The sequence below is a fragment of the Bradyrhizobium sp. RDI18 genome (assembly GCF_043203335.1).
GTDB lineage: Bacteria > Pseudomonadota > Alphaproteobacteria > Rhizobiales > Xanthobacteraceae > Bradyrhizobium > Bradyrhizobium retamae.
In genome coordinates this window covers 5,313,092-5,339,806 of the sequence record NZ_JBICRN010000008.1, presented here as the reverse complement: position 1 = coordinate 5,339,806, position 26,715 = coordinate 5,313,092, and the positions used below count along the sequence as shown (strand labels likewise).

The 26,715-nt window shown below is 63.3% G+C and carries 27 protein-coding genes, 1 tRNA gene and 1 pseudogene; 10 read left to right on the top strand and 19 right to left on the bottom strand.

Annotation, left to right across the window (positions count from 1 at the left end):
- Positions 1-20: 20 nt before the first annotated feature.
- The 6 genes from argG to ACFXS9_RS34880 form a co-directional block, all read right to left on the bottom strand.
- A complete protein-coding gene (argG, locus tag ACFXS9_RS34905) occupies positions 21-1,355 on the bottom strand; it encodes an argininosuccinate synthase (RefSeq protein ID WP_392697205.1) in 1,335 nt (444 codons plus the stop codon).
- Between the two features lie 105 nt (positions 1,356-1,460).
- Entirely contained in the window at positions 1,461-2,222 is a 762-nt protein-coding gene (locus tag ACFXS9_RS34900; protein WP_392697202.1) for a phosphatase PAP2 family protein, read from the bottom strand.
- A 94-nt stretch (positions 2,223-2,316) separates the two neighbouring features.
- On the bottom strand, positions 2,317-2,808 hold the full coding sequence (locus ACFXS9_RS34895; protein ID WP_392697199.1) for a hypothetical protein: 492 nt from the start codon (positions 2,806-2,808) through the stop codon (positions 2,317-2,319).
- 29 nt (positions 2,809-2,837) lie between these two features.
- Complete coding sequence (rlmN, locus tag ACFXS9_RS34890) at positions 2,838-4,037, bottom strand: 23S rRNA (adenine(2503)-C(2))-methyltransferase RlmN (protein ID WP_392697196.1); 1,200 nt, start codon at positions 4,035-4,037, stop codon at positions 2,838-2,840.
- 201 nt (positions 4,038-4,238) lie between these two features.
- The gene (locus ACFXS9_RS34885) at positions 4,239-4,868 is read right to left on the bottom strand and encodes an invasion associated locus B family protein (RefSeq protein ID WP_392697193.1); all 630 of its coding nucleotides are present in this window, start codon (positions 4,866-4,868) and stop codon (positions 4,239-4,241) included.
- Between the two features lie 165 nt (positions 4,869-5,033).
- Entirely contained in the window at positions 5,034-5,873 is an 840-nt protein-coding gene (locus ACFXS9_RS34880; protein ID WP_392697190.1) for an SDR family oxidoreductase, read from the bottom strand.
- 110 nt (positions 5,874-5,983) lie between these two features.
- On the opposite strand from ACFXS9_RS34880, the gene ACFXS9_RS34875 reads away from it, so the two are divergent.
- The 3 genes from ACFXS9_RS34875 (at position 5,984) to ACFXS9_RS34865 (ending at position 9,615) form a co-directional block, all read left to right on the top strand.
- Positions 5,984-6,958, top strand: a complete 975-nt coding sequence (locus ACFXS9_RS34875) for an NADPH:quinone oxidoreductase family protein (RefSeq protein ID WP_392697188.1) — start codon at positions 5,984-5,986, stop codon at positions 6,956-6,958.
- A 342-nt stretch (positions 6,959-7,300) separates the two neighbouring features.
- Positions 7,301-8,407, top strand: a complete 1,107-nt coding sequence (locus ACFXS9_RS34870; RefSeq protein WP_392697185.1) for a hypothetical protein — start codon at positions 7,301-7,303, stop codon at positions 8,405-8,407.
- A 44-nt stretch (positions 8,408-8,451) separates the two neighbouring features.
- Complete coding sequence (locus tag ACFXS9_RS34865; RefSeq protein ID WP_213289823.1) at positions 8,452-9,615, top strand: TAXI family TRAP transporter solute-binding subunit; 1,164 nt, start codon at positions 8,452-8,454, stop codon at positions 9,613-9,615.
- A gap of 108 nt (positions 9,616-9,723) precedes the next feature.
- Here ACFXS9_RS34865 and ACFXS9_RS34860 read toward each other — a convergent pair whose 3' ends face one another.
- Both ACFXS9_RS34860 and ACFXS9_RS34855 read right to left on the bottom strand, forming a co-directional pair.
- Positions 9,724-10,110, bottom strand: a complete 387-nt coding sequence (locus tag ACFXS9_RS34860) for a YkvA family protein (RefSeq protein ID WP_392697182.1) — start codon at positions 10,108-10,110, stop codon at positions 9,724-9,726.
- A gap of 105 nt (positions 10,111-10,215) precedes the next feature.
- Positions 10,216-10,524 carry a 4a-hydroxytetrahydrobiopterin dehydratase gene (locus ACFXS9_RS34855; protein ID WP_392700172.1) on the bottom strand — a complete coding sequence of 103 codons (309 nt, stop codon included), beginning with the start codon at positions 10,522-10,524 and terminating at the stop codon, positions 10,216-10,218.
- A 227-nt stretch (positions 10,525-10,751) separates the two neighbouring features.
- Here ACFXS9_RS34855 and ACFXS9_RS34850 point away from each other — a divergent pair, with 227 nt between their 5' ends.
- Together ACFXS9_RS34850 and ACFXS9_RS34845 are read left to right on the top strand one after the other, a co-directional pair.
- Complete coding sequence (locus ACFXS9_RS34850) at positions 10,752-12,182, top strand: TAXI family TRAP transporter solute-binding subunit (protein WP_392697179.1); 1,431 nt, start codon at positions 10,752-10,754, stop codon at positions 12,180-12,182.
- An 87-nt stretch (positions 12,183-12,269) separates the two neighbouring features.
- Positions 12,270-13,844, top strand: coding sequence for an alkaline phosphatase D family protein (locus ACFXS9_RS34845; RefSeq protein ID WP_392697176.1), 1,575 nt, complete (start codon positions 12,270-12,272; stop codon positions 13,842-13,844).
- A gap of 22 nt (positions 13,845-13,866) precedes the next feature.
- Here the strand turns inward: ACFXS9_RS34845 and ACFXS9_RS34840 are convergent, their stop codons facing one another.
- Both ACFXS9_RS34840 and ACFXS9_RS34835 read right to left on the bottom strand, forming a co-directional pair.
- Positions 13,867-14,247: a response regulator gene (locus tag ACFXS9_RS34840; RefSeq protein ID WP_392697173.1), complete on the bottom strand. Its 381-nt coding sequence runs from the start codon at positions 14,245-14,247 to the stop codon at positions 13,867-13,869.
- A 230-nt stretch (positions 14,248-14,477) separates the two neighbouring features.
- A complete protein-coding gene (locus tag ACFXS9_RS34835) occupies positions 14,478-14,954 on the bottom strand; it encodes a hypothetical protein (protein WP_392697170.1) in 477 nt (158 codons plus the stop codon).
- On the opposite strand from ACFXS9_RS34835, the gene typA reads away from it, so the two are divergent.
- Both typA and ACFXS9_RS34825 read left to right on the top strand, forming a co-directional pair.
- Positions 14,953-16,779: a translational GTPase TypA gene (gene typA, locus ACFXS9_RS34830; RefSeq protein WP_392697167.1), complete on the top strand. Its 1,827-nt coding sequence runs from the start codon at positions 14,953-14,955 to the stop codon at positions 16,777-16,779. The genes ACFXS9_RS34835 and typA overlap by 2 nt on opposite strands.
- A 100-nt stretch (positions 16,780-16,879) precedes the next feature.
- Positions 16,880-18,136 carry a flavin monoamine oxidase family protein gene (locus tag ACFXS9_RS34825; RefSeq protein ID WP_392697164.1) on the top strand — a complete coding sequence of 419 codons (1,257 nt, stop codon included), beginning with the start codon at positions 16,880-16,882 and terminating at the stop codon, positions 18,134-18,136.
- A 45-nt stretch (positions 18,137-18,181) separates the two neighbouring features.
- On the opposite strand, the gene ACFXS9_RS34820 is transcribed toward ACFXS9_RS34825, so the two are convergent.
- Genes ACFXS9_RS34820 through ACFXS9_RS34805 form a run of 4 tightly spaced genes read right to left on the bottom strand, consistent with a single transcriptional unit; the run spans position 18,182 to position 21,274 of the window.
- The gene (locus tag ACFXS9_RS34820; protein ID WP_392697162.1) at positions 18,182-18,589 is read right to left on the bottom strand and encodes a thiol-disulfide oxidoreductase DCC family protein; all 408 of its coding nucleotides are present in this window, start codon (positions 18,587-18,589) and stop codon (positions 18,182-18,184) included.
- Positions 18,586-19,905, bottom strand: coding sequence for an SDR family oxidoreductase (locus tag ACFXS9_RS34815; RefSeq protein WP_392697159.1), 1,320 nt, complete (start codon positions 19,903-19,905; stop codon positions 18,586-18,588). Before ACFXS9_RS34815 ends, ACFXS9_RS34820 begins: the two co-directional genes overlap by 4 nt.
- Positions 19,906-19,910: 5 nt before the next feature.
- On the bottom strand, positions 19,911-20,378 hold the full coding sequence (locus ACFXS9_RS34810; RefSeq protein WP_392697156.1) for a DUF2269 family protein: 468 nt from the start codon (positions 20,376-20,378) through the stop codon (positions 19,911-19,913).
- Positions 20,375-21,274, bottom strand: coding sequence for an alpha/beta hydrolase family protein (locus ACFXS9_RS34805; protein WP_392697153.1), 900 nt, complete (start codon positions 21,272-21,274; stop codon positions 20,375-20,377). Before ACFXS9_RS34805 ends, ACFXS9_RS34810 begins: the two co-directional genes overlap by 4 nt.
- Positions 21,275-21,564: 290 nt before the next feature.
- Between ACFXS9_RS34805 and ACFXS9_RS34800 the strand changes: the two genes are divergently transcribed.
- Together ACFXS9_RS34800 and ppa are read left to right on the top strand one after the other, a co-directional pair.
- Positions 21,565-22,074, top strand: a complete 510-nt coding sequence (locus ACFXS9_RS34800; RefSeq protein WP_392697150.1) for a GNAT family N-acetyltransferase — start codon at positions 21,565-21,567, stop codon at positions 22,072-22,074.
- Between the two features lie 99 nt (positions 22,075-22,173).
- Positions 22,174-22,704, top strand: a complete 531-nt coding sequence (gene ppa, locus ACFXS9_RS34795; protein ID WP_028348406.1) for an inorganic diphosphatase — start codon at positions 22,174-22,176, stop codon at positions 22,702-22,704.
- A 140-nt stretch (positions 22,705-22,844) separates the two neighbouring features.
- Here ppa and folD read toward each other — a convergent pair whose 3' ends face one another.
- The 3 genes from folD to ACFXS9_RS34780 form a co-directional block, all read right to left on the bottom strand.
- Positions 22,845-23,729 (bottom strand): bifunctional methylenetetrahydrofolate dehydrogenase/methenyltetrahydrofolate cyclohydrolase FolD, encoded by an 885-nt coding sequence (folD, locus tag ACFXS9_RS34790; protein ID WP_392697146.1) that lies wholly within the window; start codon positions 23,727-23,729, stop codon positions 22,845-22,847.
- An 85-nt stretch (positions 23,730-23,814) separates the two neighbouring features.
- A complete protein-coding gene (locus ACFXS9_RS34785) occupies positions 23,815-24,132 on the bottom strand; it encodes a DUF167 domain-containing protein (RefSeq protein ID WP_028348404.1) in 318 nt (105 codons plus the stop codon).
- A gap of 30 nt (positions 24,133-24,162) precedes the next feature.
- The gene (locus tag ACFXS9_RS34780) at positions 24,163-24,453 is read right to left on the bottom strand and encodes a YggT family protein (protein ID WP_057842713.1); all 291 of its coding nucleotides are present in this window, start codon (positions 24,451-24,453) and stop codon (positions 24,163-24,165) included.
- Between the two features lie 183 nt (positions 24,454-24,636).
- On the opposite strand from ACFXS9_RS34780, the gene ACFXS9_RS34775 reads away from it, so the two are divergent.
- Positions 24,637-24,712, top strand: a tRNA-Ala gene (locus ACFXS9_RS34775).
- Positions 24,713-24,842: 130 nt separating this feature from the next.
- Here ACFXS9_RS34775 and ACFXS9_RS34770 read toward each other — a convergent pair.
- Together ACFXS9_RS34770 and ACFXS9_RS34765 are read right to left on the bottom strand one after the other, a co-directional pair.
- Positions 24,843-25,654: pseudogene (locus tag ACFXS9_RS34770) on the bottom strand (enoyl-CoA hydratase).
- A 112-nt stretch (positions 25,655-25,766) separates the two neighbouring features.
- Positions 25,767-26,567 carry a glutamine amidotransferase gene (locus ACFXS9_RS34765; protein ID WP_392697143.1) on the bottom strand — a complete coding sequence of 267 codons (801 nt, stop codon included), beginning with the start codon at positions 26,565-26,567 and terminating at the stop codon, positions 25,767-25,769.
- Positions 26,568-26,715: the final 148 nt, after the last annotated feature.

Genomic DNA, 26,715 nt, shown 5'->3' with positions numbered 1-26,715 from the left:
GTCCGGGACACGAGAGTTTCTCAGCCCTTGTCGCTTTCGAGCTTGAATATCTCCGAGCCTTCGCTTCCCGCCAGCAACCCTGTGTCCGAATAGAGCTTCAGCTTGGCGCGGGTATCGGCGATGTCGAGGTTACGCATGGTGAGCTGGCCGATGCGGTCCGCCGGCGAGAACGCGGCCTCCTCGACCTTTTCCATGCTCAGCCGCTCCGGCTGATAGGTCAGGTTGGGGCTCTCGGTGTTCAGGATCGAGTAGTCGTTGCCACGGCGCAGCTCGAGCGTGACCTCGCCGGTGACCGCACGTGCCACCCAATGGGCGGTTTCGCGCAGCATGAGGGCCTGGGAATCGAACCACCGTCCCTGGTACAGCAGTCGGCCAAGGCGCATGCCGTTGATCCGGTACTGCTCGATAGTGTCTTCGTTGTGAATGCCCGTGACCAGGCGTTCGTAGGCGATGTGCAGCAGCGCCATGCCGGGCGCTTCGTAAATGCCGCGGCTCTTGGCCTCGATGATCCGGTTCTCGATCTGGTCGCTCATGCCAAGGCCATGCCGGCCGCCAATGGCGTTGGCCTCGAGGAACAAGGCGACCGGATCGGTGAACGTCTGGCCGTTCAGCGCGACGGGCTGGCCCTCCTCAAAACGCACGGCGACCTGTTCGGCCTTGACGGCGCAGTCGTCGCGCCAGAACGGCACGCCCATGATCGGGTTGACGATCTTGATGCCGCTGTCGAGACGCTCGAGATCCTTGGCCTCATGGGTGGCGCCGAGGATATTGCTGTCGGTCGAGTACGCCTTTTCGGCGCTCATCTTGTAGGCGAATCCGTTGGCGGTCATGAACGCCGACATTTCCGCGCGCCCGCCCAGCTCGTCGATGAACTGCTGGTCAAGCCAGGGCTTGTAGATCCGCAAGTTCGGATTGGCGAGCAGGCCGTAGCGATAAAACCGCTCGATATCGTTGCCCTTGTAGGTGGAGCCGTCGCCCCAGATGTTGACACCGTCTTCCTTCATCGCCGAGACCAGCATCGTACCGGTCACCGCGCGCCCGAGCGGCGTGGTGTTGAAGTATGCGATGCCGCCGGTAGAGACGTGGAACGCGCCGGACTGGATCGCGGCAATCCCTTCGTGGACCAGTTGGGTACGGCAATCCACGAGCCGGGCTTTCTCCCCGCCGAACTCGAGCGCTTTACGCGGAATCTCGTCGTAGTCGGCCTCGTCAGGCTGGCCGAGGTTGGCGGTATAGGCAAAAACGCGCGCACCCTTTTGCTTCATCCAAAGCAGCGCCGCGCTGGTGTCGAGACCGCCCGAGAAAGCGATGCCGACTTTTTCCCCCTTGGGCAGGCTTTTCAGGATCGTACTCATCGAGCTTCCAATCGATCGAAATGGCGGATGTCGTTTGACGGCGGCGAATAACAAATTTCGCCGCCGTGGGCACGCGTTTAATGGCGCTTGGCGGCTGGGGACGGACTACCCCGCCTCGCGCCCGCGCCAGCGCTGCCACAGGCGATAGCCGGGCCAGCCCCAGCGCGCCAGCGCGGCTTCGATTTGCGCATCGGTGAGCCTCGTCGACGGCCAGCGGTAAATCCAGGCATAGGCCAGCCAGATCACGAAAAAGCTGACGAGGCCGGCGGCTGCGACATCGGTGAAGAAATGCCCGCCGAACGCCATCCGTAGCACGCTGGTCGCGATACCGAACAGGGTCGCCGCCGCATAGGCCAACGGCCGCCACGCCGGCGGCGTCAACGCCGCCGGCGCGTAGGTCCAGAATGCGGTCGCGCCCTCGCCCGAGAAGAACGAGCAATTGCGCCCGCAAGCCCCGCGCGGGTCCCACCACGGCACGAATTCCCAAGGGCCCTTGAACTCCGTCACCACCACCGGCCTTGGCCGTCCCCAATGGCTTTTGAAGGTCAGATTGGTCAGCACGACCGCGGAGAGCAGGATGGTGACCAACAGAAACACCGCCGCGCGTCCCGGAACCAGCATCGGCCGATCCGGCCGCAGCAGCTTCGCGACGATGGCGATCAGGGCGGGCAGCGCCAGCGCCCACGCGATCCACATCGCGGCATCGCGCGCGAAAGCGTAAAGCCCGTTCTGTTTGGATGGAAACGAGGCGCTTGCGGGATCGTAGAACAATGCCGCCAGCTTCAGATCGAGTTCGGGAAAGATTCCAAACAGCAGTCCGATAACGAGCGACAAGCCCAACGCGATAACAAGTCCGGTACGGTTCATGGCGCGGGGTTTAGCCGAGGTCGGCAATGTTGGAAAGGCTCACGTGCCTTCCCTCTCACCACAAGGCGAGATGGAAGAAGAAGCGACGCCGGCATCAAGAGAATGGCCGTGACTGCGACGGCAAGGGCGGCGGAGGCTTTATCGGGGGCGGCGGTTCGCGCCAGGCCCCGGCGGTGCGGCCCGCAATCATCCAGTAGACGAGGCCGGCGACGATGCCTGCACCGGTCATGATTTCGAGATGACGGCGCACGATACCATCAAATTTCAGCGTCTCAGGGTCGAAGGGAACAAGGCCGAGATAGCAGGCCGCGCCGACGATCGCGCCGCCGACCGCGTAAGCCAGCACGCTGCGGATGTGGAACGCTTCGGTGATGAGCACGACCACCAGCGCCGGCAGCAGCGCAAAGCCGGACAGGAAGATGAAGCCGAAACCGAGCACGACATTCAGCGCGCCCTGGTCGATCGGTCCGCCGCCGAGATCGCTGAATTCCGGATACAGCACCGCGCCGACCACGATCATTCCCGCCACGAAGCAGGCGGCGAGGAAGGCGAACAGGATGACGAAGAGGCGGCCGACTAGTGCCATGGTTCATGCACCGTCATTGCGAGGATCGCTCAATCCGTCATCGCCATGGCGCGCAGCGCCTGGCGCTCGCGCGCTGACAGTTTTTCGGTCTCCGACTTCAACTGGCCGCAGGCGGCGAGGATGTCGCGGCCGCGCGGCGTGCGGACCGGCGAGGAATAGCCGGCATTGAAGATGTATTCGGAGAATTTTTCGATCTGCTCCCAGTCCGAGCACTCGTAGCGCGAACCCGGCCACGGGTTGAACGGGATCAGGTTGATCTTGGCCGGAATGCCCTTGAGCAGCTTGACCAGCAGCTTGGCGTCATCGAGGGAATCGTTGACGCCCTTGAGCATCACATATTCGAAGGTGATGCGCCGCGCATTCGACGAGCCTGGGTAATCGCGGCAGGCCTGCAGCAATTCGGCAATCGGGTATTTTCGGTTCAGCGGCACCAGCTCGTTGCGCAATTCGTCGCGAACCGCGTGCAGCGAGATCGCGAGCATGACGCCGATCTCCTCACCGGTGCGGATGATGTTGGGCACCACACCCGAGGTCGACAGCGTGATGCGCCGGCGGGAAATGCCGATGCCTTCATTGTCGGCGGTGATCAGCAGCGCATCGCGCACCGCGTCGAAATTATAGAGTGGCTCGCCCATGCCCATCATGACGATATTGGTGACGAGGCGACTGCCGGTCGGCGTCTCGCGATCGGCCCAGTCGTTGAGGCGGTCGCGCGCCACCATGATCTGGCCGACGATTTCGCCCGCGGTGAGGTTGCGCACCAGCCGTTGCGTGCCGGTATGGCAGAACGAGCAATTCAGCGTGCAGCCGACCTGCGAGGAAACGCAGAGCGTGCCGCGATCGGTTTCGGGAATGTAGACGCACTCGACTTCATGCGCCTTCTGGAACGCGTCGCCGCTCGGCAGGCGCAACAGCCATTTGCGGGTGCCGTCGTTGGAAACCTGCTCGGCCACCACTTCCGGACGATCGACGGTAAAATGCTGCTCGAGCTGCGCGCGCATGTCCTTGGAGACGCTGGTCATCTCCGCAAAGGATTTGGCGCCGCGAAAGTACATCCAGTGCCAGAGCTGTTGCGTGCGCATCTTGCGCTGCGCAGGCGCAACGCCGATCTCGCCGAGCCGGTCGGCGATCTCGGCGCGCGACAGGCCGATCAGCGAGGGTTTTGCCGGCGGCACATAGGTTTCGAGCGGAACCTTCTCCAGCGGCGCCACGGAAGATGAAAGCGTCATTAACTCACACGAGGTTGAAGGGGATACGGGGTGGGCAAAGCCACCGGGTCGCGCGAATGCGCGCCCGATGATGAACTCCGCCGTGCCCACCACAAATATCAATAGTAGGCACGGCGCTGCGCGCCTTTGCCCATCCTACGAAGTCACTCAAATAGGCCTTCCTCGGCCCATAAACAACGTGATTCTAGGCTTAAATGCCGTCTAGCGCTTGCAATCCTGCGCCAGCCGGTCGAGCGCCTGGGACAGCCCCTTGAGCGAGAAGACGTCCGTGGTCTCGGTGCCCTTGGCAGAGACGCCCTTGATGGTGACCTCGGCAGACTTGCGCATGGCCGCGACCATTTGCTCCTCCTCCGCGGCGTTCTTGATCCAGAGCCCATCGCCCTGGGTATACATCGCATAGGACGCGCCGCCGACCTCAAGCGAGGATTCCGAGCCCGGCTTCAGCGCGTAGCCGATCATGATCGAAACTTCGTTGACGACTTTTTCAGCCGGACGCGTCGAGACGAAAGCGTAGGCGGGATCGCGCGGACGGTTCGGCGGATTGGTCTTCGACGACGACGGCTTCGCCAGCGCGAAGCAAACCTTCTTGCCATTCGGCGCCGCCGTGTAGGCACCCCAGGTCCCGTACTGACCGATCAAGGTAGGTTCCGCGCCGCCCGCGGCAGCAGCCGCTGCCGGTTCCGGCTTCTTTGCCGCTGGTGCAGGTGCTGGTGCCGCCTTGCCTGAGTCCTTGGCGCCCTTCGAAGCAGGGCTCGGCGTTTGCGCGAGGGCTGTCGTCCCGCACAACGCCGCAATCGCAACCAGAAATGCCAGTATTCGCAACACGGACAACTGGTTCCCTCATTATTGTGACTGGAAGATGGCCCGCGGGCGCGTTGCGCCGCCGGGGATGGATAGCCGGGAAATGCTTTTTTGGGAAGGCAGTTACGGTGTTACTCACCGCCGTGGCGACGCTTCGTCCCTGATACCTTCGAATTCAGGGCGCGGGTCTCGACTTCAGTCCCCGGAACGGCGCTCGCGCTGCTTCTGCCACTGCGCATCGGTCCATTGCAGCAGATCCTCGGCGCCGGAACTGCGCAAATGCGCGCCGCCATCCAGCACCACCATCTCGCCATTGATGTAACCGGCCTGGTCGGAAATCAGAAAGCTCGCGAGATTCGCAAGTTCGCCATGCTCGCCGGCGCGGCCAAGGGGATTGCGTTGCGCCCAGCTTTCATCGCGGCCCTCGGGACGGAGCTGACCCGAGGCGCCGGGTGTCGGAAACGCGCCCGGCGCGATCGCAACCGTGCGCACACCCTTCGGTCCCCATTCCACCGCAAGGCTTTTGGTCATCGCGAGCACGGCGGATTTCGCCATCGCCGAAGGCACCGTGAAAGCGCGGCCGGTAATCGTCGAGGTCGAGAGAATGCTCAGCACCACGCCCTCGTGCTTGCTTTCGATCCAGCGCCTGCCCGCGGAGAGGGTGCAGTACATGGTGCCGTGCAGCGTCGGCGCCAGGATCGCATCCGCCGCGCGGAACGAAAGATGTTCGGTCTGCGCGATGAAGGTCGCGGCAGCATTGTTGACCAGCACATCGACCGGCGCCTCCCGCCAGATCTGGTCCATCATCACATCGACGGCCGCGCCGTCGCGGATATCGCATCGGACTGCAGTGACCTTGCCGCCGAGTTCACCACGCATCTGCGCGGCAGTCGCCTCCAGCACTTCGAGCCGTCGGCCGCAGATGACGAGCTCTGCGCCAAGCTCGACGAAGCGGCGTCCCATCGCCGCTCCAAGGCCCGAGCCGCCACCGGTGACCAATATCCGTTTTCCGGCCAACAGGCTGTTTTCAAACATCGTTTGAATCCTTTCACCCGCGCTTCATGCGTCCGAATCGGATTGTAGCCCGGCTTCAAATCCGGCATGAAGCAGTCAGCTCATCGTCGGTCCGAAAATCAGGTGTGTCCATGAAAGCCGTTCTCTGCTCGCAATATTGCCAACCGGACGATCTCGTGCTGGCCGACGTGCCCGATCCGGTGGCCGAACCGGGACAGGCCGTGATCGCGATCAAGGCCGCGGCGCTGAATTTCTTCGACATCCTGATGATCCAGGGCAAGTACCAGATCAAGCCGCCGTTCCCGTTTTCGCCGGCCGCCGAAGTTGCCGGCGTGATCGAAAGCGTCGGCGCCGGCGTGACCGACCTGAAGGTCGGTGACCGCGTGGTGGCATCCTGCGGCCACAACGGCGCGCGCGAAAAGATCGCGCTGCCGGCAAGCTCGATCGTGAAGATCCCCGACAATCTGGATTTTGACCGCGCCGCCGGGATCATTATCATCTACGGCACGGCGCTGCACGCCCTGGAAGATCGCGCCAGCCCGAAGCCAGGCGAGACGCTTGCCGTGCTGGGCGCTGCCGGCGGCACCGGCCTTGCGGCCTGCGAGCTCGGCAAGCTGATGGGCCTGAAGGTGATCGCCTGCGCGTCGTCGGACGAGAAGCTGGAATTTGCCGAGGCGCATGGCGCCGAGCTGACGCTGAACTACAGCAAGGAAGATTTGAAAGAGGGCTTGCGTCGGCTCACCGGGGGCAAGGGCGTCGACATCATCTTCGATCCGGTCGGCGGCACTTACGCCGAAGCCGCCTTGCGCTCGATCGCCTGGGAAGGCCGCTTCCTGGTGATCGGCTTCGCGGCGGGCGACATTCCGAAGATGCCGCTCAACCTCGCGCTGCTCAAGGGCTGCGATATCCGCGGCGTGTTCTGGGGTGCCTGGACCAGAGTCAATCCCGAGAAGAACCGCGCCAATCTGGAAAAGCTCGTGAAATGGACGGCGGAAGGCAAGATTTCCTCGCATGTCGACCGCACCTTTCCGCTGGCAGAAACCGCCGAAGCGCTGAAGGTGCTTGCCGGCCGCAAAGCGATGGGCAAGGTGATCCTGCATCCCTGAGGCGCGGGATCATCTGTCGAACTTAGTCGCCCACTCGGAAGAAGCGAGAGCGGTCTGCGCAATGCGCGGACCAGCGACGCACTCTTTTCGCGTCTGCGGCATGAATTTCATCTCACCGATATAGTTTCCCGGTAACAATGCGTGTTTTCAAACGGCAGGATGCCGCTTGTTTGCCTCAATCATACCAAAATATCTCCTCATTCCCACCAGCCGCCGCCGTTTTTTGAGCCCATTCCGTGTGCGATTTTAACCATCAGTGAAGGGGCGCCTGTACGTCAATAAGAGCAAGAAGTAGGTGCAGGAGGACGCCCGTCGTAGCGTTCAGTAGTGGGGAGCATCATCATGGCGGAGAACATCAAGCCGATCCAGGCGAGAGATCCGTTCGACAGATTCGACGAAGCCATCAGCGATCCTCGGTTGTACGAGGCCGATCAACCTCGATACGAGCAGCTTCGATACGAACAGCCCCGATACGAACAGCCTCAATACGAGCAGCCGCAGTACGAGCAGCCGCAATACCAGCAGCTCCAATATGCGCAATCTTTTGCGCCATCGTTTGAGCGGACCGATGTGCTGCCGGAGGAAGAGCTCCCGCCACACGAGCCGGTGCCGCTTTTCCTCGCCAACTACGAGGAGGAGTCGCATCAGCAGCTTTCCGAATATACGTTCGGCAGCGGAAGGTTTGGCAGCGGCGGCCTGAAGAAGGCGCGCGCCGGGCGCATTGTAACCGGCGTCGTGATCGTGTCGGCGATAGCGGCCGTTCTCGCGCTCTTTTCGATCGACTCGACCCGGGCCGTCATCTTCAACGCCTCGCTCGGCGGCGGTGGCGGCGGCATCGCGCCGCCAGCCGACCAGCTCGCCGCGGCGGTGCCGGAGCCCCCGCCGCCGCAGCAGCGCGTTGCCGCGCCGCCGCTGGCCGCCGAGCCATCCGGTGCGGAGATGGCAGCCGCTCGCCGCTCGCCGCCCACCGCGCTTGCATCCGCGTCGCCGACGCGCGACGAAATTGCCGCTGCCTATCAGAGCGCGCTCAAGGGCAAGGTCGCGGTGCCTGAGCCGGTGGCGCGCGAAGCATCCAACGACGTCGTCGCTGCGATCAATCCGGCGGCCCCGGTTGCTGCGGCCGCACCGGCGGTTCGTGAGCCCGCGCGCGAGGCGGCTCCGGCACGTCGCATCGATCCGGAAGAACTAGCGGCGTTGCTGAAGCGAGCGAAAGGCCTGCTCGCGATCGGCGACATTACTTCCGCCCGACTATTGCTTGAGCGTGCGGCGGACGCGCAAGAGGTGGAGGCGGCATTGATGCTGGCCGGAACGTATGATCCGCAAGTGCTGGGCAGCCGGGATTTGCGGAGCGTCACGCCCGATCCGGCAGCGGCGCGGCTCTGGTACCAGAAGGCCGCGCAGCTCGGTTCGGCTGATGCGAAGCGGCGGCTCGGCCAGTTGCAGAACTAGGCAATTACTCAAGAAATTACTCACGACCAGCGCAAAGGAAACCCATGCGGCACTTAATGGGAATGGCATTGCTTGCCATCACGGTGGCATGCAGCAATACGGCGGCCAAGGCCGCTGAGAAGGAATACGATCCGGCCAAGGTCAGCGAAAGTCTGAAGGCCATTTTCCAGTTCGGTTCGGTCTCCACCAAGCAGGCGCTGAACGCCAACACAGTTACGCTGATCTCCGGAACGATCGGCGGTACCTACGTGCAGTTCGGTGCCGACCTCGCTTCCGTGCTCGACGACGGAAACAAGTTGCGCGTACTTCCGATCGTCGGGCGCGGTTCTGTACAGAGCGTGGCCGACATCCTGTTCCTGCAGGGTGTGGACCTCGGCATCGTGCGCGCCGACACGCTCGACTATCTCGAAAAGAAGGGCTTCGCGAAGGACATCAAGAAGCAATTCACCTATGTGACGAAGCTCTACAATGAAGAGATGTACGTCCTCGCATCGAAGTCGGTGACCAACATCAGCCAGCTCAACGGCAAAAAGGTCAGCGTCGACCTTCCCAATGGCGGCACCTTCGTAACCGCCGCGATCGTGTTCGAACGGCTCGGCATCAAACCGAATTTCCTCTATCTTGAGCAGCGCATCGCGATGGAGAGAATGCGGGCTGGCGAGATCGACGCCGTGATTGCCGTCGGCGGCAAACCATACAAATCCGTCGCCGCGTTCAAGGACGATCGTTTCCACCTGGTTCCGGTCGACTATTCGCGGCCGCTGCAGGGCGACTATTTGCCGGCCACCCTGACCTCGAAGGACTATCCCAACCTGATCGCCGAAGGCGCGAAGGTCGATACCATTGCCGTGCCTGCGGTGCTCGCAGCCTACAACTGGGCGCCCAACACCGAGCGCTACCGCAAGCTGGCCCAGTTCGTGGACGCCTTCTTCACGAAGTTTCCGACGTTCCAGAATCCGCCGTTCCATCCGAAGTGGAAGGAGGTCTCGCTGTCGGCGCCGCTCCCTGATTGGCAGCGTCTGCCGGTCGCCGAGCAATGGCTCAAGACCCACAACGTCGAGGCCGTGTCGCGCGCCAGGTTCGATGAATTCCTGAAACAGAGCCCGACGACGGCGGCCAGCGTCAAGACGGATGCCGACAAGGAAGCGCTCTTCAAGCAGTTCCAGGCGTGGGAAGCGGAGCGAGGCGCAAGGGCGCAGACTCGCTAGGCGTCTTGGAAGCCGGCGTCGGATTTGGTCCGGGACGGCGGCCGGTTCATCAAGACCAGAAAATCAAAAGCCCATTCCGATTCAATCGGAGCGGGCTTTTGGCATCCGCTATTCCGTCGCTTCATCAGTGTCGATGCCGCGCTTCAGCGCAGCGCGGGCGGCATCGCGATGCTCCTGCGTGATGTGACTTGCGACCATGCGGATAGCGGTGGCGAGCACAGCCGCATCGTCGGTGAAACCGAGCAGCGGCATCACGTCCGGCATGAAATCGAGCGGCAGGATGAAATAGGCGACGGCGCCGAGCAGCGCCGCCTGTACGTGACGCGGCGTCTCTTTGTCGAATGCACAATAGTACGCCGCGAGCAGATCCTCGGCGAAGGGAAGCTGCGCTACCACCCGCTTGAGCTTGATCCAGAAGCGCCGGCGCACACTCTCGCGGTCCTGCGCCAGCCGGTCGGCCGGCTCAAAACCCGCGGTGTGATCGGACGATGCCATTGCGGCGCTCCCTCGCATCCGGCGCGGCAGATCGCCGCGGCCAATATGTACGAACGAAGAATTGGGGATGTCCGCCCCACCCCGCAAGATCGCGGCGAGGCGATCTCAGGCGACGCCCAATTGCCCGGCGATGGCGTTCATGGCCTTGGCCAGATCGATGTCGCGCCTGGTGACGCCGCCGGCGTCATGGGTCGCCAGCACCACTTCCACCGTCTTGTAGACGTTCTTCCATTCCGGGTGGTGGTCGTTCTTTTCGGCCACGAGGGCGGCGCGGGACATGAAACCGAACGCCTCGTTGAAGTCCTTGAAAGTGAAGGTGCGGGCAATCGCATCACGGCCGGCCGTTTCCGACCAGCCGGTCAGTTCCGCCAGCGCCGATTTTCGCGCTTCTGCCGATAGCCGTTCCGCCATGATCGCCTCCGCGCTTGAATCAGCCTGTCACCTAACGCCAAGCCTTAACACCCAAGACCGCTTCGGGGATCCCCACGCCTAAAATTGGCAAGCAGCGGGGTCCAATGGCGGCCCGGACGCCGGTAACCATGACAGAGATGTAACAATGGTTCCGCGGGAAAATTTGCTAGAACGTTGAGCCTGAGCGTGCCGGCTGCGTGAAAATTCCACCCTCAAACTTACCGGGATTGATGACCGACGGCCCCCATTCTGCGGAAACGCCGGCCGCCCCCTCGCCCCGCTCTGCGAAACGACGGCTGACATTCGTGACGCTGGCCGGCGTACTGGCCGTCGTCGGCGCGCTGGCGGCCGGCTATTACTTTGCGATGCGGCCGGTAACGCTGCGGATCGCGGTTGGCCCTGCCAACAGCGACGATCTCAAGGTGGTTCAGAATCTGACGCAGGCCTTCAATAATCCCCGAAACAGCCAGGTCCGGCTGCGTCCGGTGCAAACCGACGGCGCGCTCGCGAGCGCCAATCTGCTCGGCGAAGGCAAAGCTGATCTCGCCATCATCCGCGGCGACCTCGATGTGCCGAAGAACGCGCAGGCCGTGGCAACGCTGCGCAAGAACGTCGCCGTGTTATGGGTGCCGTCGGCCGGCAAGGCCAACGCTGCCAGGGGCAGGAAGGCCGCGCCCGAGATCAAGAACATTACGCAACTCGCCGGCCGTCGCATCGGCGTGGTCGGCCGCACCCAGGCCAATGTCAATTTGCTCAAGGTGATCCTGCGGCAATATGGCGTCGATCCAGGCAAGGTCGAGATCGTTCAGTTTCCGGCCAACGAGGCCGCGGAAGCCATTCGCAGCCAAAAAGCGGATGCCTATCTCGCGGCCGGCCCGGTCAACAGCAAAATCACTTCGGATGCGATCGCGGCTTCGACGCGCGACGGCGGCACGCCAAAATTCCTGGCGATCGATTCGGCGGAGGCGATTGCGCAGAACCACCCCGCCTACGAGGCTTCCGAAATTCCCGCCGGGACTTTCGGCGGCGCGCCGGACAAGCCCGAGGCAGAGGTCAAGACTATCAGTTTCGCGCATCACATCGTGGCGCGCAGAGGCATTTCGGAATCGACCATCGCCGCCTTTACCCGCCAACTGTTCGCCATCCGGCAAAACCTGAAGAACGAATTTCCGCTCGCCGCAAAGATCGAGACGCCCGATACCGACAAGGACGCCACGATTCCCGTGCATCCCGGCGCCGCCGCCTTTGTCGACGGCGAGGAAAAAACCTTTCTCGACCGTTACAGCGATTACATCTGGTGGACGTTGATGGCGATGTCGGCGATGGGCTCCGCCGGCGCGTGGTTTGCGGGCTACCTCAAGAAGGATGAGCGCAACGTCAACGTATCACAGCGCGACCGGCTTCTCGACATGCTCAGCGCCGCCCGCCAGTGCGATTCGATGGACGAGCTCGACCAGATGCAGGCGGAAGCGGACGACATCTTGCGCCACACGCTGCTTTGCTACGAACACGGCACGATCGAGGAAGGCACGTTGACCGCTTTCAACATCGCGATCGAGCAATTCCACAACGCGGTCGCCGACCGCAAGGCGCTGTTGCTGAGCATGCCGCAAAATCTGCAACGCGCCAGCGCGCAGTTCCGCGCGGCCGGCAACGCCTGATCTGCGAACCCGGTAATCGGGCCGTCATCAATTCCCTCTAGGTCTGACCGCTCTATTGCGCCTAAACCTGGTCCGGAAGAGGCTAGCATGACATTCAGGATTCCCCGCAGGCGCCTGCCTGGAATTTCGCGGCGTCATTTCCTAGCCACCGCCGGAGCAGGCGCCATCGGCGTCATCGCAACGCCTTATCTCAGCCGCGCCGCGGACCGGCCCGTGGTCACTTCCGGCGTGCAATCCGGCGATGTCGGCGCTGACGGCGGCGTGGTATGGGCGCGCGCCGACCGGCCCTCGCAAATGCTGGTCGACGTCGCCACCAATGAATCCTTTGCCAACGTACGGGCTTTGCCGCCGATCGCAGCGCTGCCCGAAAGCGACTTCACCGCAAAAATGCTGCTGGAGAACCTTCCTGCCGGGCAGGAGATCTTCTATCGCGTCCGGTTTCGCGACCTCGCCCATACCGGCATCGAAAGCGAGCCGGTGGTCGGGCGGTTTCGCACCGCACCTGGCGACCGCCGCGACGTCAGCTTCGTTTGGGGCGGCGACGTTGCCGGACAGGGCTGGGGCATCAACCCGGATGACGGCGGCATGCTCACCTTCGCCACCATGCGCAAGCATCGCCCGGATTTCCTGCTGCACTCGGGCGACACCATCTATGCCGACGGCCCGATCAAGAGCGAGGTGACGCTTCCCGACGGCAAGGTCTGGAAGAACGTGACGACGCCTGAGAAAGCAAAGGTGGCCGAAACGCTCGACGAATTCCGCGCCGCGCACAAGTACAACTTCATGGACGAGCATCTGCGCGCGTTCAATGCCGAGGTGCCGATCTTCGTGCAGTGGGACGACCACGAGGTCGTCAACAACTGGTCGTCGTCCAAGGAATTGCCCGCCGCCTACAGGGAACGCAACGTCGCCCTGCTCGCGGCCCGCTCAGCACGCGCCTTCCACGAGATGTATCCGATCCGCGCGAACATCACGGAGCCGGGACGGCTCTACCGCACGCTCCATTATGGCCCGCATCTCGACGTGTTCATGCTGGACGAGCGCAGTTATCGCGGACCGAATGGCTCGAACCAGGAGACCGCTTACGGGCCGGAAAGCTTCTTCCTCGGACCGGCGCAACTCGCGTGGCTGAAACGGGAACTGTTGAACTCGCGCGCCACCTGGAAGGTGATCGCATCCGACATGCCGCTCAGCATCATCGTCTATGACGATGCGCGCAACAAGAAAGGCTCGGAAGCGGTTGCACAAGGCGACGGCCCGCCGCGCGGCCGCGAGCTGGAGATCGCCGATCTCCTGCGTTTCATCAAGACGTCGGGCGTGGTCAACACGGTGTGGCTGACGGCGGATGTGCACTACGCGGCCGCGCATTATTACAATCCCGACAAGGCGCAGTTTCAAGAATTCGACCCGTTCTGGGAGTTTGTCGCTGGTCCCCTGCACGCCGGCACCTTCGGCCCGAACGACCTCGACAACACGTTCGGACCCGAGGTGAAGTTCATCAAGGCGCCGGGGCCCGGCAACCAGAATTTGCCGCCGTCCGCCGGAATGCAGTTTTTCGGCCATGTCAGGATCGACGGCGGCAGCGGACAGATGACAGTGACCTTGCGCGACCGCGCCGATGTTGCGCTGTGGTCGACGACACTCGATCCCAAGCCGGTCTAGCCGTCGCGACGGCCGCAACCGCTCAGACCTTGATGCCGCCGTTCTTCAACAGCGCCTGCAGCGCGTCGGTCGAATAGGGCTTGGGCAGCCGCGGCTTCGTCGCGAATGTGGCCGGGAGCCGGGCGTCGGCGCCGTAGCCGGTGACGAAGGCATACGGAATGTCCAGAGCCTCCAATCGTTCGGCCACGGCAAAACTCTTCTCGCGGATGAGCCCGACGTCGAGCAGCGCGAATTCCGGCGGCCGGTCGGCGATCATATCGAGCGCTTTCGCCACGTTTGCGGCGCTCCGCACCGTCTTCACGCCAAACCCCAGAATCGTGTCTTCGAAATCGAGCGCGATGATTGGATCGTCTTCAACGATCAAGACATCGTTGGGCATGCCGTCGTAGGAGGCGGGTTCCATGTCTCTCGCCAGTTCAAGGTTCAGCTTTGATCAGAGGCCGGGCCAAAGCCCGGAATGCGCAAGGCCAGCCAACGTAAGCGCATTCGCCGGTTCCGGAACTCAAACCACCACAGGTAAGTTCTACCGTCTGTCCACTAGTGAACACATAAATGAGATCGGATCGATTATTGTGCTCCGGGGGTGGGACCTTCAATGATTTCGCGGCAGAAAGACACGCCGGCGGCGGCCGTTCAATAATCTGCTGCGTCCTGAATGACGGCGATTTCGCGTTGATCGAACCGCACGTCGTCGCTGCCGACACCGCTCCGAATGACTTGCTCTATAGTTCCGGCGACGACCCGGCGCGGATCGACCCCTGATCCGCAACCCGAATCTGCTGCGAAACCGGTCTTGCGGCTGCAACGAAGCCGTGAAGGGCCATTTTGACGAGGTTTTGCGCGGGGTCTATCCCGATCCCGAAAAGGGCGATTGAGCCCGCCAAAATCGGCTAACCAAATGCCAAACAAACCATTGTTTTTTGGCGTTTTCTGAATATATTGCGCCGCAACGCGTAAGGTGTGCCCGGTCCTTTTGGCCGGGCTTCCTTTTTGGGGCAGGTTTGAGCTATGGCCCCGTTCGCATCCCAGGTTTGAGCGCGATCCGGAAAAGTGGGTCCCGGTTTTCCGGTGAGATCGCGCCCCCACATGCACGACCAGAAGAAGAGCCATGAACCTTCGTAACGTCGCCATCATCGCCCACGTCGACCACGGCAAGACCACCCTCGTCGACCGTCTGCTGCAGCAATCCGGCACCTATCGCGAGAACCAGAAGGTCACCGAGCGCGCGATGGACTCCAACGATCTGGAGCGCGAGCGCGGCATCACCATTCTGGCCAAGGCCGCCTCGGTGCAGTGGAAGGACACCCGGATCAACATCGTCGACACCCCCGGCCACGCCGATTTCGGCGGCGAGGTCGAGCGCATCCTGAACATGGTGGACGGCGCGCTGGTGCTGGTGGACGCAGCCGAAGGTCCGCTGCCGCAGACCAAGTTCGTGGTCTCCAAGGCGCTCAAAGTCGGGCTGAAGCCGATCGTCGTCATCAACAAGGTCGACCGTCCCGATGCGCGTCCGACCGAAGTCATCAACGAGGTATTCGACCTGTTCGCGGCGCTCGACGCCAGCGAGGAGCAGCTCGATTTCCCGATTCTTTATGGGTCGGCCAAGCAGGGCTGGATGGCCGACAGCCCGGACGGCTCGCAGGATGCCGGCATGCAGCCGTTGTTCGACCTGATCGTGCGCCACGTCGCGCCGCCGAGCGTCGAGCAGGGCCCGTTCCGGATGATCGGCACTATTCTGGAAGCCAATCCCTATCTCGGCCGCATCATCACCGGCCGCATCACCTCAGGCGCGATCAAGCCGAACCAGCAGGTGAAGGTGCTGGGCGCTGACGGCAAGACGATCGAACAAGGGCGCATCACAAAGATCCTCGCCTTCCGCGGCATCGAGCGCACCCCGCTGGATGAAGCCGAAGCCGGCGACATCGTCGCGATTGCGGGCCTGACCAAAGGCACCGTCGCCGACACTTTCTGCGATCCTTCCGTCGAGACGCCGCTGGTGGCGCAGCCGATCGATCCGCCGACAGTGTCGATGTCGTTCATCGTCAATAACTCGCCGCTCGCCGGCACCGAAGGCGACAAGGTGACCTCTCGCATGATCCGCGACCGCCTGCTGCGCGAGGCCGAAGGCAACGTCGCGCTGCGCGTGGTCGAGGCCGCCGACAAGGATTCCATGGAAGTATCGGGCCGCGGCGAATTGCAGCTCGCGATCCTGATCGAGACCATGCGCCGCGAGGGTTTTGAGCTTTCGGTGTCGCGTCCGCGCGTCGTGCTGCAGAAGGACGAAGCCACCGGCCAGTGGCAGGAGCCAATCGAGGAAGTCGTGATCGACGTCGACGAGGAGCATTCCGGCGTCGTTGTGCAGAAGATGAGCGAGCGCAAGGCCGAGATGATCGAGATGCGCCCCTCCGGCGGCAACCGCCTGCGGCTGGTGTTCTACGCGCCGACCCGCGGCCTGATCGGCTACCAGGGCGAACTGCTCACCGATACCCGCGGCACCGCGATCATGAACCGCCTGTTCCACGGCTACGCGCCCTACAAGGGCGACATCCAGGGCCGCCGCAACGGCGTGCTGATCTCCAACGACCAGGGCGAAGCGGTAGCTTACGCGATGTTCAAGCTGGAAGACCGCGGCCCGATGATGATCGAGCCCGGCTGGAAGGTCTACAAGGGCATGATCGTCGGCGAGCACACCCGCGACAACGATCTCGAGATCAACGTGCTCAAGGGCAAGCAGCTCACCAACATCCGCACGACGTCGAAAGACGAGGCGGTGCGTCTGACGCCGCCGATCAAGATGACGCTGGAAAAGGCGCTGGCCTATATCGAGGACGACGAGCTGGTCGAAGTGACGCCGAAGTCGATCCGCCTACGCAAGAAGTTCCTCGACGCCAACGACCGCAAGCGCGCGGAAAAGGCCAGGGAAGCGGTAGCGTAAGCGGGCGGATAGCGAATGGCGAGTAGGGAATAGGGGCGTTTCCGCGCGGGCCGGATTGCTATACCCTATTCGCCATTCGCCACTCACCATTCGCGTTCTTATGTCCCTCCCCTCCTCAGTCGATGTCGCCATCATTGGCGCCGGCGCCGCCGGACTCGGCGCGGCGAACGCACTGAAAAATTCCGGCCTCTCCGTCATTGTGCTGGAAACGCGTGACCGCGTCGGCGGCCGCGCGCACACCATCATGGCCTCGCCTGACGTCACCTTCGACGTCGGCTGCGGCTGGCTGCATTCGGCGGATGAGAACTCCTTTGTCAAAATCGCCGAACAGCTCGGTTTCGAGATCAACAGGTCACTGCCGCCCTGGCGCGAGCGCGCTCACGGCAAGGCGTTTCCGCAAGCCGAGCGCGACGACTTCATGCACGCGCTCAATGCGTTCTACGACCGCGCCGAAGTAGCAGCGGCGGAAGCCGAGAAGAGTGGCCGCGACTGCGCCGCAAGCCTTTATCTGGAGCCTGGCAATCGCTGGAACCCGATGATCGATGCGATCTCGACTTACGTCAACGGCTGCGAGCTCGACCAGGTCTCGATCCTCGACATGGACGCCTATGAGGATACCGACATCAACTGGCGCGTCCGCCGCGGCTATGGCGCGCTGATAGCGGCCTATGGCGCCACGTGTCCGCTTGCGCTCAATTGCGCCGTGACGCTGATCGATCATTCCACCGAGCGCGTCCGCATCGAGACGTCGCGCGGCACGCTGACTGCCGACAAGGTGGTCATCACGGTGCCCACCAGCCTGATCGCCGATGAGGCGATCCGCTTTCACCCGCCATTGCCCGAAAAGGTCGATGCGGCGCGCGGCCTGCCGCTCGGCCTCGCCGACAAGGTGACGCTGGCAGTGGATGAGCCCGAGGCGCTGCCCGTAGAGGGCAATCTGCGCGCCGCCACCATGCGCACCGAAATGGGCACCTATCACATCCGCCCATTCGGCCAACCCTGCATCGAGGGCTTTTTCGGCGGCCGTTTCGCGCAGTCGCTGGAGGACGCCGGCCCCGGCGCGCTGGCCGCAGCAAGCATCGACGAAATCGTCTCGATCCTCGGCAACGATTTTCGCCGCAAGCTGAAGCCGCTCGCGGAGTCACGCTGGGCGCATGACCCCTTCGCCCGCGGCTCCTATTCACACGCGCTGCCGGGACATGCGGGAGATCGCGAGGTCCTCGCCGCGCCCGTCGATGGCCGGCTGTTCTTTGCAGGCGAAGCAACCTCGCCGGAGTTCTTCTCGACCGCGCATGGCGCGAGGGATTCGGGTGAGCGCGCGGCGGAAGAGGTATTGGCGGCGTCGAAGAAGCGCTGACGTCTACGCCGTCGTTGCCAGTGAGGGTTGAGGCGACTTTCTTTCTTACTCCATCACCCTCGCCCGCATCTCCGAGACCGGCACAAAGCACTCCTCATACTTTCCGAAGATCCGGTAGCGGTTGCGGGCGACGACGCTGTACACCGCGTCGCGCAGCGGCTTCGGCACGGCAAACAGCCCGCGCGTCCATCGCCAGCCCGGCAGCATGCCGAGTACTGTCAAAGCGGCGTCCGATTTGAGATATGCGACGCCTCCATGCACCACCGCATTGGTGTCGGGATCGTTGGGATCGATACCAAATGCTTGCGCCAGCCGTGTGCCATACGGCGACTGGATCGCGGTGAAACGAAACCTCCGCTCGACGTCGCGTTTCGCCACGAAGCGGACCCAGCGCGAGCAGAAGACGCAGACGCCGTCATAGAGGATCACGTCATCGTCGGGCCATCGACTCATCGATTATCCAATGTCAGCAGCGCCACCAGAATCAGCACGACCGCGGGTCCCGTCTTCACCAGCGCGCCGAGCGGCTCGATCCAGAGGTCCGGCGTCAGGATTGCGGCGCCGACCATATAGCCGAGCGAGGCAATGATACCCGCCACCAAGCCAAATGCCGAGGTGCGGCGGAACGTGATCAGCACGCCGATGGTCATATCCATCAGGCTGGTGCCCACCGTGATGGGCGCGACGAGCGCCGGCGGAAAGCCGTGGCTGCGCAGGATTCCGGCCGCGGCGTCATAGGAAATCACCAGCGCAATGAAGCCGGAGACGACCCAGAACAGCACGAGGCTTGCGATCATCAGGGCCTTGATCGGAAACAGCCGGGCGAACCATTTGTCCTGGATGGTCGCTACGCGTTTTCCCGCCATTTGCCCGATTGTCTTCGGTATGATGCCGGTGGCGGCCATCCAGCCTGCAGGGCTGCCGCTGACGCCGCGCCGCAGCTCCGCAATCGCCGTGGTTCGCATCGGCGGCTTCCAACCGAGCAAGCTCGTGAGGTCGCCGAGCCTGGCGCCGAGATCGAGCAGGAACGCCGGCATCACAATGCGCCACCATTTGCCGGTGCCGAACACCTCGCGAAATTGATCGATGACGTCGCCGAGCGTGACCGGCTGCTCCTGCATCAGGTCCCATGTCACCGCGTTCGCCTCGCCTGGATCGCGCGCGGCAAGCCAGGCAATCGTCGCCGCGATATCCTCCATGGCGACCGGCTGGAAAGGCGTCAGCCGTTCGGCGGGCGAAAGATCGATCGGAAGCGCTGCGACCGAGCGCAGCATGGCGCTGCCGCCATAGGCAGCCAATGCCACCACGAAGCCGGGCCGCAGGATCGTGTATGGGACGCCGGATTCCGCGATCAGCCGTTCGGCCTCGCGCTTGGTGGTGCTGAAGGCGGTGGCGTCGGTCTCGGCGGCGCCAGGAATCGAGATATGCACCAGCCGGATCGCGAGGCGGCTTTCGCGGATCGCCTGCAACAGCCGCGCGACGAATTCGCGATGCACGGCGGCGGTGTCGCTGCCGGGGCCATCCTGCAGCACGCCGACGCAATTGACGACGACACCGATGCCTTGATCGCGCAGCAGGCGCGCCATCGCCGCCGCATCCATCGACATGAGCGGCAGTTCGAGATCGAGCGCGCCGTTCTTCTGCGAAGCGGATAATCTTCGGGCGACGCCGACCACGCGAAATCCTCTCCCGCGCAGATCGTCGGTCACGAAGCGGCCGATCAGGCCGGAGGCGCCGAGCACGAGGATTTTTCGGATGTCGGCGTTCATGCGGCCTAGAACGGTTTGGCGATCATCAGCCAGACAATAGCCATCACCGAGCCAAACCCGGGAATCCCAAACAGAAACCAGCGGTGGAAAAGTGCAGCATAGCGCGGCGGCAACTCTCGGTTTTGCTCCGCCGCCTTGCGCGCAAGATCGCGCATTTCAATCTGCATGAAGACGACCGGCACCCAGAACAGCCCCGCCACCGCATAGAGCCCGAGCGAGATCATCAGCCAGCGTTCGCTCCACGCCGTGGAAGACAGCCAGATCAGCGCGCCGCCGCTCACCGGCTGCAGCAGCACCGCCGTGAGCGTGAACAGCATGTCGGCGGTCACGACGGTCTCTGCCGTGCGCGCGATGAACGCCACGTCCCGGCTGCGATGGGCCATCAGCATGAAAAATGCGATGCCGGCGCCGGTGCCGAGAATGACGATCGCGCCGAGTGCATGCAGATATTTGACGAGGAAATACAGCGTCATCGCTTGGCTGCCGGGGTACGGGACCGCGCCTTCAAGGCATGATCGAGTTCAGGTCCGGCAAGGCTTACACCGCCGCCGCTTTCCGCCAGCCAGTGGCCTTCACTGCCATGTGCCGGCAGCACGCGAAAATCGGCCTTGCCGCCGGCGGCGCGAAACGCATCGGCAAGCTGACGCGAGAACGCGGGCGAAAAGTAGCTGTCATTGGCAGCCACCAGCCAAGTCACCCTCACGCGTGCGGCCTTGCCGAACTCGCCCGCGGCAGCCATCAGCGTGTGCGGCGCGCAGACGCGGTTGGAAGAATCATCGGCATGCCCGCCGCGCCCCGGTGCGAACGCGATGATGGCGGCAACGTTCTTCGGATCTTCGCCGGCCAGCGCCAGTGCACCCCAGGCACCGGCTGAATGGCCGATCACGACCATGCCCTCGGCGCGGATGAAAGGCTGCTTGCGTATGAAGCCGGTGGCAGCGGCGATCGCATCCGCCGTGGCGCGGCCAGACTTGGCGTAATCAGCCTCGTCGCAGCCGCCCTGATCCTCCAGGTATTTTCCGCCCGTCGCGCCGTGACCCGGGCGTTCAGGAACCAGCACGGCAAAACCGCGCGCCACGAGCCATCCGGCGAGCGCGCGGTATTCGGGTTGCGGCATCTGTGCCCGCCGCAGCACGTTCTGGGTCGAGGCGTGCGCAATCACGGCAAGTGGAAACGGCCCCTTGCCGGGCGGCCTGAACAGCACCGCGTGCGCGGCGGTGACAGGATCGGGAGCGGGTACCATCCATTGTTGCAGCCGGTGAGGCTCGCCTTCCGGGCCTTGCGCGCCAAGGCTGGGCTGCGCGGCGGCAGCCTTCACACCGAGCGCGGCAACGAGGACCAGCGCAGGAAGCACGTTCAGGGGACGCATGAACTGGCCTGGTACAGCCGAGGGAAGGGCGTATTGCGAAGTCACCAACAGAATACCGCCGGCGAATCAGATCCTGCGCATTTTTCCGTGAACAGAATTCGCCGAGCCGTTGGTTGGATGATTTTAACAACGATTTCGCCGCCCATTGCCTCGGCGAAACACCTGATGAGACAGCCACCTTGTCCTCTTTCGGTACAGAAGAACACGAAACTGATGCAGAAAATCCACAGGTTAACCGATAATTAACGATGGACCTTGAAGCCGGCCCTCCGAGTTGCTTTGATCAGGATATGAGCACAACCCTGATCGAGGTTCGACCGGCCAAGGCTGCGGATGCAGCCGCGGTGGCGGCTACCCATGATGAAGCCTGGCGCTCGGCCTATCAGGGCATCATTCCCGGCGCCGAGCTCGAAAAACTTATCAACCGTCGCGGCCCGCAATGGTGGGACAGCGCAATCCGCAAGGGCAGCCGCGTCAGCGTGCTGGTGTTCGGCGACAAGGTCGCGGGCTACGCCAATTACGGTCGCAACCGCGCACGCAGCCTGCATTTCGAAGGCGAGATCTACGAGCTTTACCTGCGGCCGGAATTCCAGGGCCTCGGCTTCGGCCGCCGCCTGTTCACCGCCGCCCGGCGCGATCTGATGCAGAGCGGGCTGAAGAGCATGGTGATCTGGGCGCTGTCCGACAACGATCCAGCGACGGAATTCTACCGCGCGCTCGGCGGTCGCATGGTGGCCCGCTCCTCGGAGAAGTTCGGGGCCAAATCGCTCGATAAAGTCGCTTTCGCCTGGACCAACTGAAGCTATTTCAGGCTTTTCCCTGCTCGGCTGCGAGTCTAAAGGGACACTGACGCGCGCCCGATTCCTGGCGCGCCCTTTAAACGCCAAGCGGAGCCCCTTATGCGCATTGACGCCATCCCGATCGGAGTAAATCCGCCACACGACGTCAACGTCATCATCGAGGTGCCTGTTGGCGGCGAGCCGATCAAATATGAGATGGACAAGGAAGCCGGCACGCTGGTGGTCGATCGCTTCCTCTATACGGCGATGCGCTATCCCGGCAATTACGGCTTCATCCCGCACACGTTGTCCGGCGACGGCGATCCCTGCGACGTGCTGATTGCCAATACGCGCGCCATCGTGCCGGGCGCCGTGATGAGCGTGCGGCCGGTCGGCGTCTTGCTGATGGAAGACGAGGCCGGCGGCGACGAGAAGATCATCGCCGTGCCGTCCTCAAAACTCACCCAGCGCTACGACAAGGTCCGGAACTACAACGACCTGCCCGACATCACGCTGCAGCAGATCCAGCACTTCTTCGAGCACTACAAGGATCTCGAAAAAGGCAAGTGGGTGAAGGTGCTGCGCTGGTGCGGCGCCGAGGACGCCCACCGCCTGATCCTGGAAGGCATCGAACGCGCCAAGAAGAAGTGATTGCTCTCGTGTCCCGGACGCGGCGCAGCCTCCTCCGTCATTGCGAGGCGCGGAGCCACGAAGCAATCCATGTCTCAGCAAGCGCTGAAATGGATTGCTTCGCTTGGCTCGCAATGACGGGGGTGAGAGCGTGTTCCGCGTCACACCGCCGGCTTCGGCAACCCGTGAATCGCACAGGCCGCACGCAGCGTATTCACCAGCAGGCACGCTACCGTCATCTGGCCGACGCCGCCCGGCACCGGCGTAATCGCACCGGCGACTTCGGCTACTTCCTTGAACGCGACATCGCCGACCAGCCGCGTCTTGCCGCCAGCTAAAGGCAGGCGGTTGATGCCGACGTCGATCACGGTGGCGCCCGGCTTGATCCAGTCGGCGCGCACCATCTCGGGCTTGCCGACCGCGGCATAGACCAGATCGGCACGGGCGCAGAGTTGCGGCAGGTCCTTTGAGCGCGAATGCGCGATCGTCACGGTCGCATTTTCATTCAGCAGCAACTGCAGCAGCGGGCGACCAACCAGGTTGGAGCGGCCGATGACGATCGCGTTCATGCCTTCCAGCGAGGCATGAACGCTCTTGGCCAGGATGATGCAACCGAGCGGCGTACACGGCGACAGCGCGGCAAAGCCGCCGGCCAGCCGGCCGGCATTGTTGGGATGCAACCCGTCGACATCCTTGGCGGGATCGATCGCGTTGATGATGGTTTCGGTGTGAAGCGATTTCGGCAGCGGCAATTGCACGAGAATGCCGTGTACGGCGGGATCGCGGTTGAGCTTTGCGATCAGCGCCAGGAGATCGGCCTGCACGACGTCGGCGGGCAGTTTGTGCTCGAACGAGGCCATGCCGGCGGCCTGCGTCTGGGTCTGCTTGCTGCGGACATAGACCTCGCTGGCGGGGTCGTTGCCGACCAGAACCACCGCAAGGCCCGGTGTGACGTGATGCTCGCCTTTGACCCGCGCGACCTCTTCCGCGACACGGGCGCGAAGCTCCGCCGCAATGACCTTTCCGTCGATAATGCGTGCCGTCATCTCAATCCTTCGTCTTCGTCTTGACGCATGATCTTTTCGGAAAACCGGTTCCTACTTTGCGCTTCCGCGGCCCTCCGCGTCCGGATCATGCTTTGGCGGCGGCTACCTTTCGCAGCGTTTCGCCGAGAATTTTGGGATCGCCGTCAACGGCGACCTGCTTGATGCGCGACGTCATGCCCGACAGGATCTTCACCCTCGCCTTCGGGACGCCGAGCACCTTCGCCAGCAGTTCCGTGACCGCACGGTTGGCCTCGCCGCCGTCGGCGATGGCGCGGACGCGAACCTTCACCACCGAGCGGCCGTTGGCGAGCGTCTCAATGCCATCGATATCGTCGCGGCCGCCGCGCGGTGTCACCCGCAGCGCGACACTGATGCCGTCGGTGGAGTAGCGCCAGGGATCCATCGGGCATCCGTCAGCTATCAGTGCTCGCGGTCAGATGACGTTGGGATAGACGTAGTAGAGAATTACCCGCTGGATGAGCATGATGACCAGGATCAGGATGATCGGCGAGATGTCGAGCCCACCCAGGTTGGGCATGAACCGGCGGATCGGCGCCAGCGCCGGCTCGGTAATTCGGTACAGGAATTCCGCCACCGCCGCGACGAACCCGTTGCGCGTGTTCACGACATTGAAGGCGATCAGCCAGGACAGGATGGCCGCGGCGATCAAAAGCCAGACGTACAGGTCAAGGACAATGATGACGATGTCGAGGATAGCGCGCATGGGAGGGGAGCTCGCGAGGAGGGATAAACAGCTAGATATCGGTTCATCCTCTCGCAAACAAGGGAAGTTCCCGGCAAAATCACGCCAAAATCGGTACTTTCACCGTTCTTGACTTGGCCTTGGGCCGGACTGTAAATGGCGCCGATTGTCGGCTGCTTCGGACGATGTCGAGGCGGTCGCGACGGGGCCATAGCTCAGCTGGGAGAGCGCGTCGTTCGCAATGACGAGGTCGGCGGTTCGATCCCGCCTGGCTCCACCAGCCTTCGCTTGCTTCGCAAGCTACGGCTCGGCAAGCCAAACCGTGCCCTATCGTAGCGAAGCAAGCGAAGGCTGCCACGCCATAGCCCAACGGGCGAAGGCGGGCCGACAGACCCGACCCGACTCCCCACTCACTTCCCCGTAAACCGCGGCGGCCGCTTCTCCACAAAACTCGCTACCCCTCCCGGAAATCGCTCCCCTTCAGCGCAATCTGCATTTCGCGGTTGGCATCGATGGTGGCTTCGGCGAGCGTCTGGAACGGCACGTCATAGAGCTGGCGCTTGATGACCGAAATCGCGCTGGGCGAGACGAAATCGGCGAGATCGCGCGCGTAGGCATACGTCTGCTCGCGCAACTGGTCCGGCGGATAGATCCGGTTGACCAGCCCGATGCGCAAGGCTTCCTCGCTGGAAACCCGCCGCGCCGACATCAGCAAATCCAGCGCATTGGCGTGGCCGACGATGCGCGGCAGCATCCAGCTAATGCCGTGCTCGGCGATCAGCCCGCGGCGCGCAAACGAGGTGGTGAAGACGGTATTGTCGGCCGCAAAGCGCAGGTCGCAATAGAGCGCGTGGACCAGGCCGATGCCGGCGGTAGCGCCGTTGAGCATGCCGATCACGGGTTTTGGGATCGCCGGATAATAGGCGTAGCGCGTCTGCCAGTCCGCCCGGCGGTTCATGTCGAACGGCGGGATGTTCTCGCCGCGCCTGATCTCGCTGGGATCGATGGCCTGCAGCGCCTCCATGTCGGCACCTGCGCAGAAGGCGCGGCCGGCGCCGGTGAGCACGATGACGCGGACATTGTCGTCGGCGCTGGCAGCCTCCATTGCATGGCGCACGTCGCGCTCCATGGTCGCGGTCCATGCGTTCATGCGGTCGGGGCGGTTGAGCGTGATGGTCGCGATCTTGTCGCTCACCTCGTAGAGAATATGCTGATAGGTCACCGCGGGTCTCCCTGTCATTCTTGTCATTGCCGTGCGGGCTCAGGAGCGCGAGCCTATCACACCAGCAGCTTTTGAAAGACGTTCGGACGCGCGGGCAAATTCCGCGTGGCGGCTATTCGGCCGCTTCCAGCAGAGCCGCGTGCGACGCGCGCACGATCCAGCCTGCAATGAAATTCTTCAGCCACGCCCGTTCCACGACGTCGTGCACGGCGCGGCCTTCGAAGTGAAGATGACGCGGCTGCGCGCCCGGCGAATCCATCCGCACACATCCGCGCGTGGTCCAGCGATGCATCATGGCGTAGGTGACGTCGGGATGAAACTGGAAGCCGAACGCGTGGCCGTGCCGAAACGCCTGCACCGGAAAGTCATCGCCTTCGGCAAGCAGTTCGGCGCCGTCAGGCAGTTGGAATCCTTCGCCGTGCCAATGGTAGACGCGCTCCGGCCAGTCCGAACAGAGCGCGTGCCCGGCAGCGGTTGGGCGGATCGGATAGTAACCGACCTCGACCCTTCCTTCATGATGCGGCGCGACCGGCGCGCCCAATTGTTTGGCAAGCATCTGGGCGCCCAGGCAGATGCCGAGAAACGGCCGCCGCTCGCGCAAGGGAATTTCGATCCAGTCAATCTCGCGCCGGACATACTCGTCGGAGTCGTTGGCGCTCATCGGGCCGCCGAAGATGACCGCGCCGGCATGCTGGGCCAGTGTTTCAGGCAACGGGTCGCCGAACCGCGGACGCCTGATATCGAGAGGATAGCCGAGCGCGCGCAGCGCGTTGCCGACCCGGCCGGGCGTCGAGCTTTCCTGGTGGAGCACGATCAGAACCGGTGACAGGGATGCGGCGTCAGGCGCAGCCAGCGCCCCTCTGCCCCGAAAGGGCACGATGTTGTCGCCATTCTTGCTCGACCGGAACGACATCGACGTTGCTCAGGTGCCTCGAATCGAAACCATACCTAAGTGAGTGTTAATTTCGGGTGAGTTCACGCACACATCCAAAAATGTAAGCAAACCGCGGGCCAGATGCGGTCAGCACCCCGGCCCGCGGTGCGAGCGGGCAAGAACGCCG

Coding starts and splice junctions, on each gene's coding strand:
- ACFXS9_RS34810 (WP_392697156.1), bottom strand. CDS start 20,378: ATGACGCTGTATTTCCTCGTCAAATATCTGCATGCACTCGGCGCGATC.
- ACFXS9_RS34845 (WP_392697176.1), top strand. CDS start 12,270: ATGACATTCAGGATTCCCCGCAGGCGCCTGCCTGGAATTTCGCGGCGT.
- ACFXS9_RS34805 (WP_392697153.1), bottom strand. CDS start 21,274: ATGCGTCCCCTGAACGTGCTTCCTGCGCTGGTCCTCGTTGCCGCGCTC.
- ACFXS9_RS34835 (WP_392697170.1), bottom strand. CDS start 14,954: ATGGCTCTTCTTCTGGTCGTGCATGTGGGGGCGCGATCTCACCGGAAA.
- ACFXS9_RS34860 (WP_392697182.1), bottom strand. CDS start 10,110: ATGGCATCGTCCGATCACACCGCGGGTTTTGAGCCGGCCGACCGGCTG.
- typA (WP_392697167.1), top strand. CDS start 14,953: ATGAACCTTCGTAACGTCGCCATCATCGCCCACGTCGACCACGGCAAG.
- ACFXS9_RS34895 (WP_392697199.1), bottom strand. CDS start 2,808: ATGGCACTAGTCGGCCGCCTCTTCGTCATCCTGTTCGCCTTCCTCGCC.
- ppa (WP_028348406.1), top strand. CDS start 22,174: ATGCGCATTGACGCCATCCCGATCGGAGTAAATCCGCCACACGACGTC.
- ACFXS9_RS34880 (WP_392697190.1), bottom strand. CDS start 5,873: ATGTTTGAAAACAGCCTGTTGGCCGGAAAACGGATATTGGTCACCGGT.
- ACFXS9_RS34765 (WP_392697143.1), bottom strand. CDS start 26,567: ATGTCGTTCCGGTCGAGCAAGAATGGCGACAACATCGTGCCCTTTCGG.
- ACFXS9_RS34870 (WP_392697185.1), top strand. CDS start 7,301: ATGGCGGAGAACATCAAGCCGATCCAGGCGAGAGATCCGTTCGACAGA.
- ACFXS9_RS34850 (WP_392697179.1), top strand. CDS start 10,752: ATGACCGACGGCCCCCATTCTGCGGAAACGCCGGCCGCCCCCTCGCCC.
- ACFXS9_RS34780 (WP_057842713.1), bottom strand. CDS start 24,453: ATGCGCGCTATCCTCGACATCGTCATCATTGTCCTTGACCTGTACGTC.
- ACFXS9_RS34840 (WP_392697173.1), bottom strand. CDS start 14,247: ATGGAACCCGCCTCCTACGACGGCATGCCCAACGATGTCTTGATCGTT.
- ACFXS9_RS34785 (WP_028348404.1), bottom strand. CDS start 24,132: ATGGATCCCTGGCGCTACTCCACCGACGGCATCAGTGTCGCGCTGCGG.
- rlmN (WP_392697196.1), bottom strand. CDS start 4,037: ATGACGCTTTCATCTTCCGTGGCGCCGCTGGAGAAGGTTCCGCTCGAA.
- ACFXS9_RS34865 (WP_213289823.1), top strand. CDS start 8,452: ATGCGGCACTTAATGGGAATGGCATTGCTTGCCATCACGGTGGCATGC.
- folD (WP_392697146.1), bottom strand. CDS start 23,729: ATGACGGCACGCATTATCGACGGAAAGGTCATTGCGGCGGAGCTTCGC.
- ACFXS9_RS34815 (WP_392697159.1), bottom strand. CDS start 19,905: ATGAACGCCGACATCCGAAAAATCCTCGTGCTCGGCGCCTCCGGCCTG.
- ACFXS9_RS34820 (WP_392697162.1), bottom strand. CDS start 18,589: ATGAGTCGATGGCCCGACGATGACGTGATCCTCTATGACGGCGTCTGC.
- ACFXS9_RS34825 (WP_392697164.1), top strand. CDS start 16,880: ATGTCCCTCCCCTCCTCAGTCGATGTCGCCATCATTGGCGCCGGCGCC.
- ACFXS9_RS34875 (WP_392697188.1), top strand. CDS start 5,984: ATGAAAGCCGTTCTCTGCTCGCAATATTGCCAACCGGACGATCTCGTG.
- ACFXS9_RS34800 (WP_392697150.1), top strand. CDS start 21,565: ATGAGCACAACCCTGATCGAGGTTCGACCGGCCAAGGCTGCGGATGCA.
- ACFXS9_RS34900 (WP_392697202.1), bottom strand. CDS start 2,222: ATGAACCGTACCGGACTTGTTATCGCGTTGGGCTTGTCGCTCGTTATC.
- argG (WP_392697205.1), bottom strand. CDS start 1,355: ATGAGTACGATCCTGAAAAGCCTGCCCAAGGGGGAAAAAGTCGGCATC.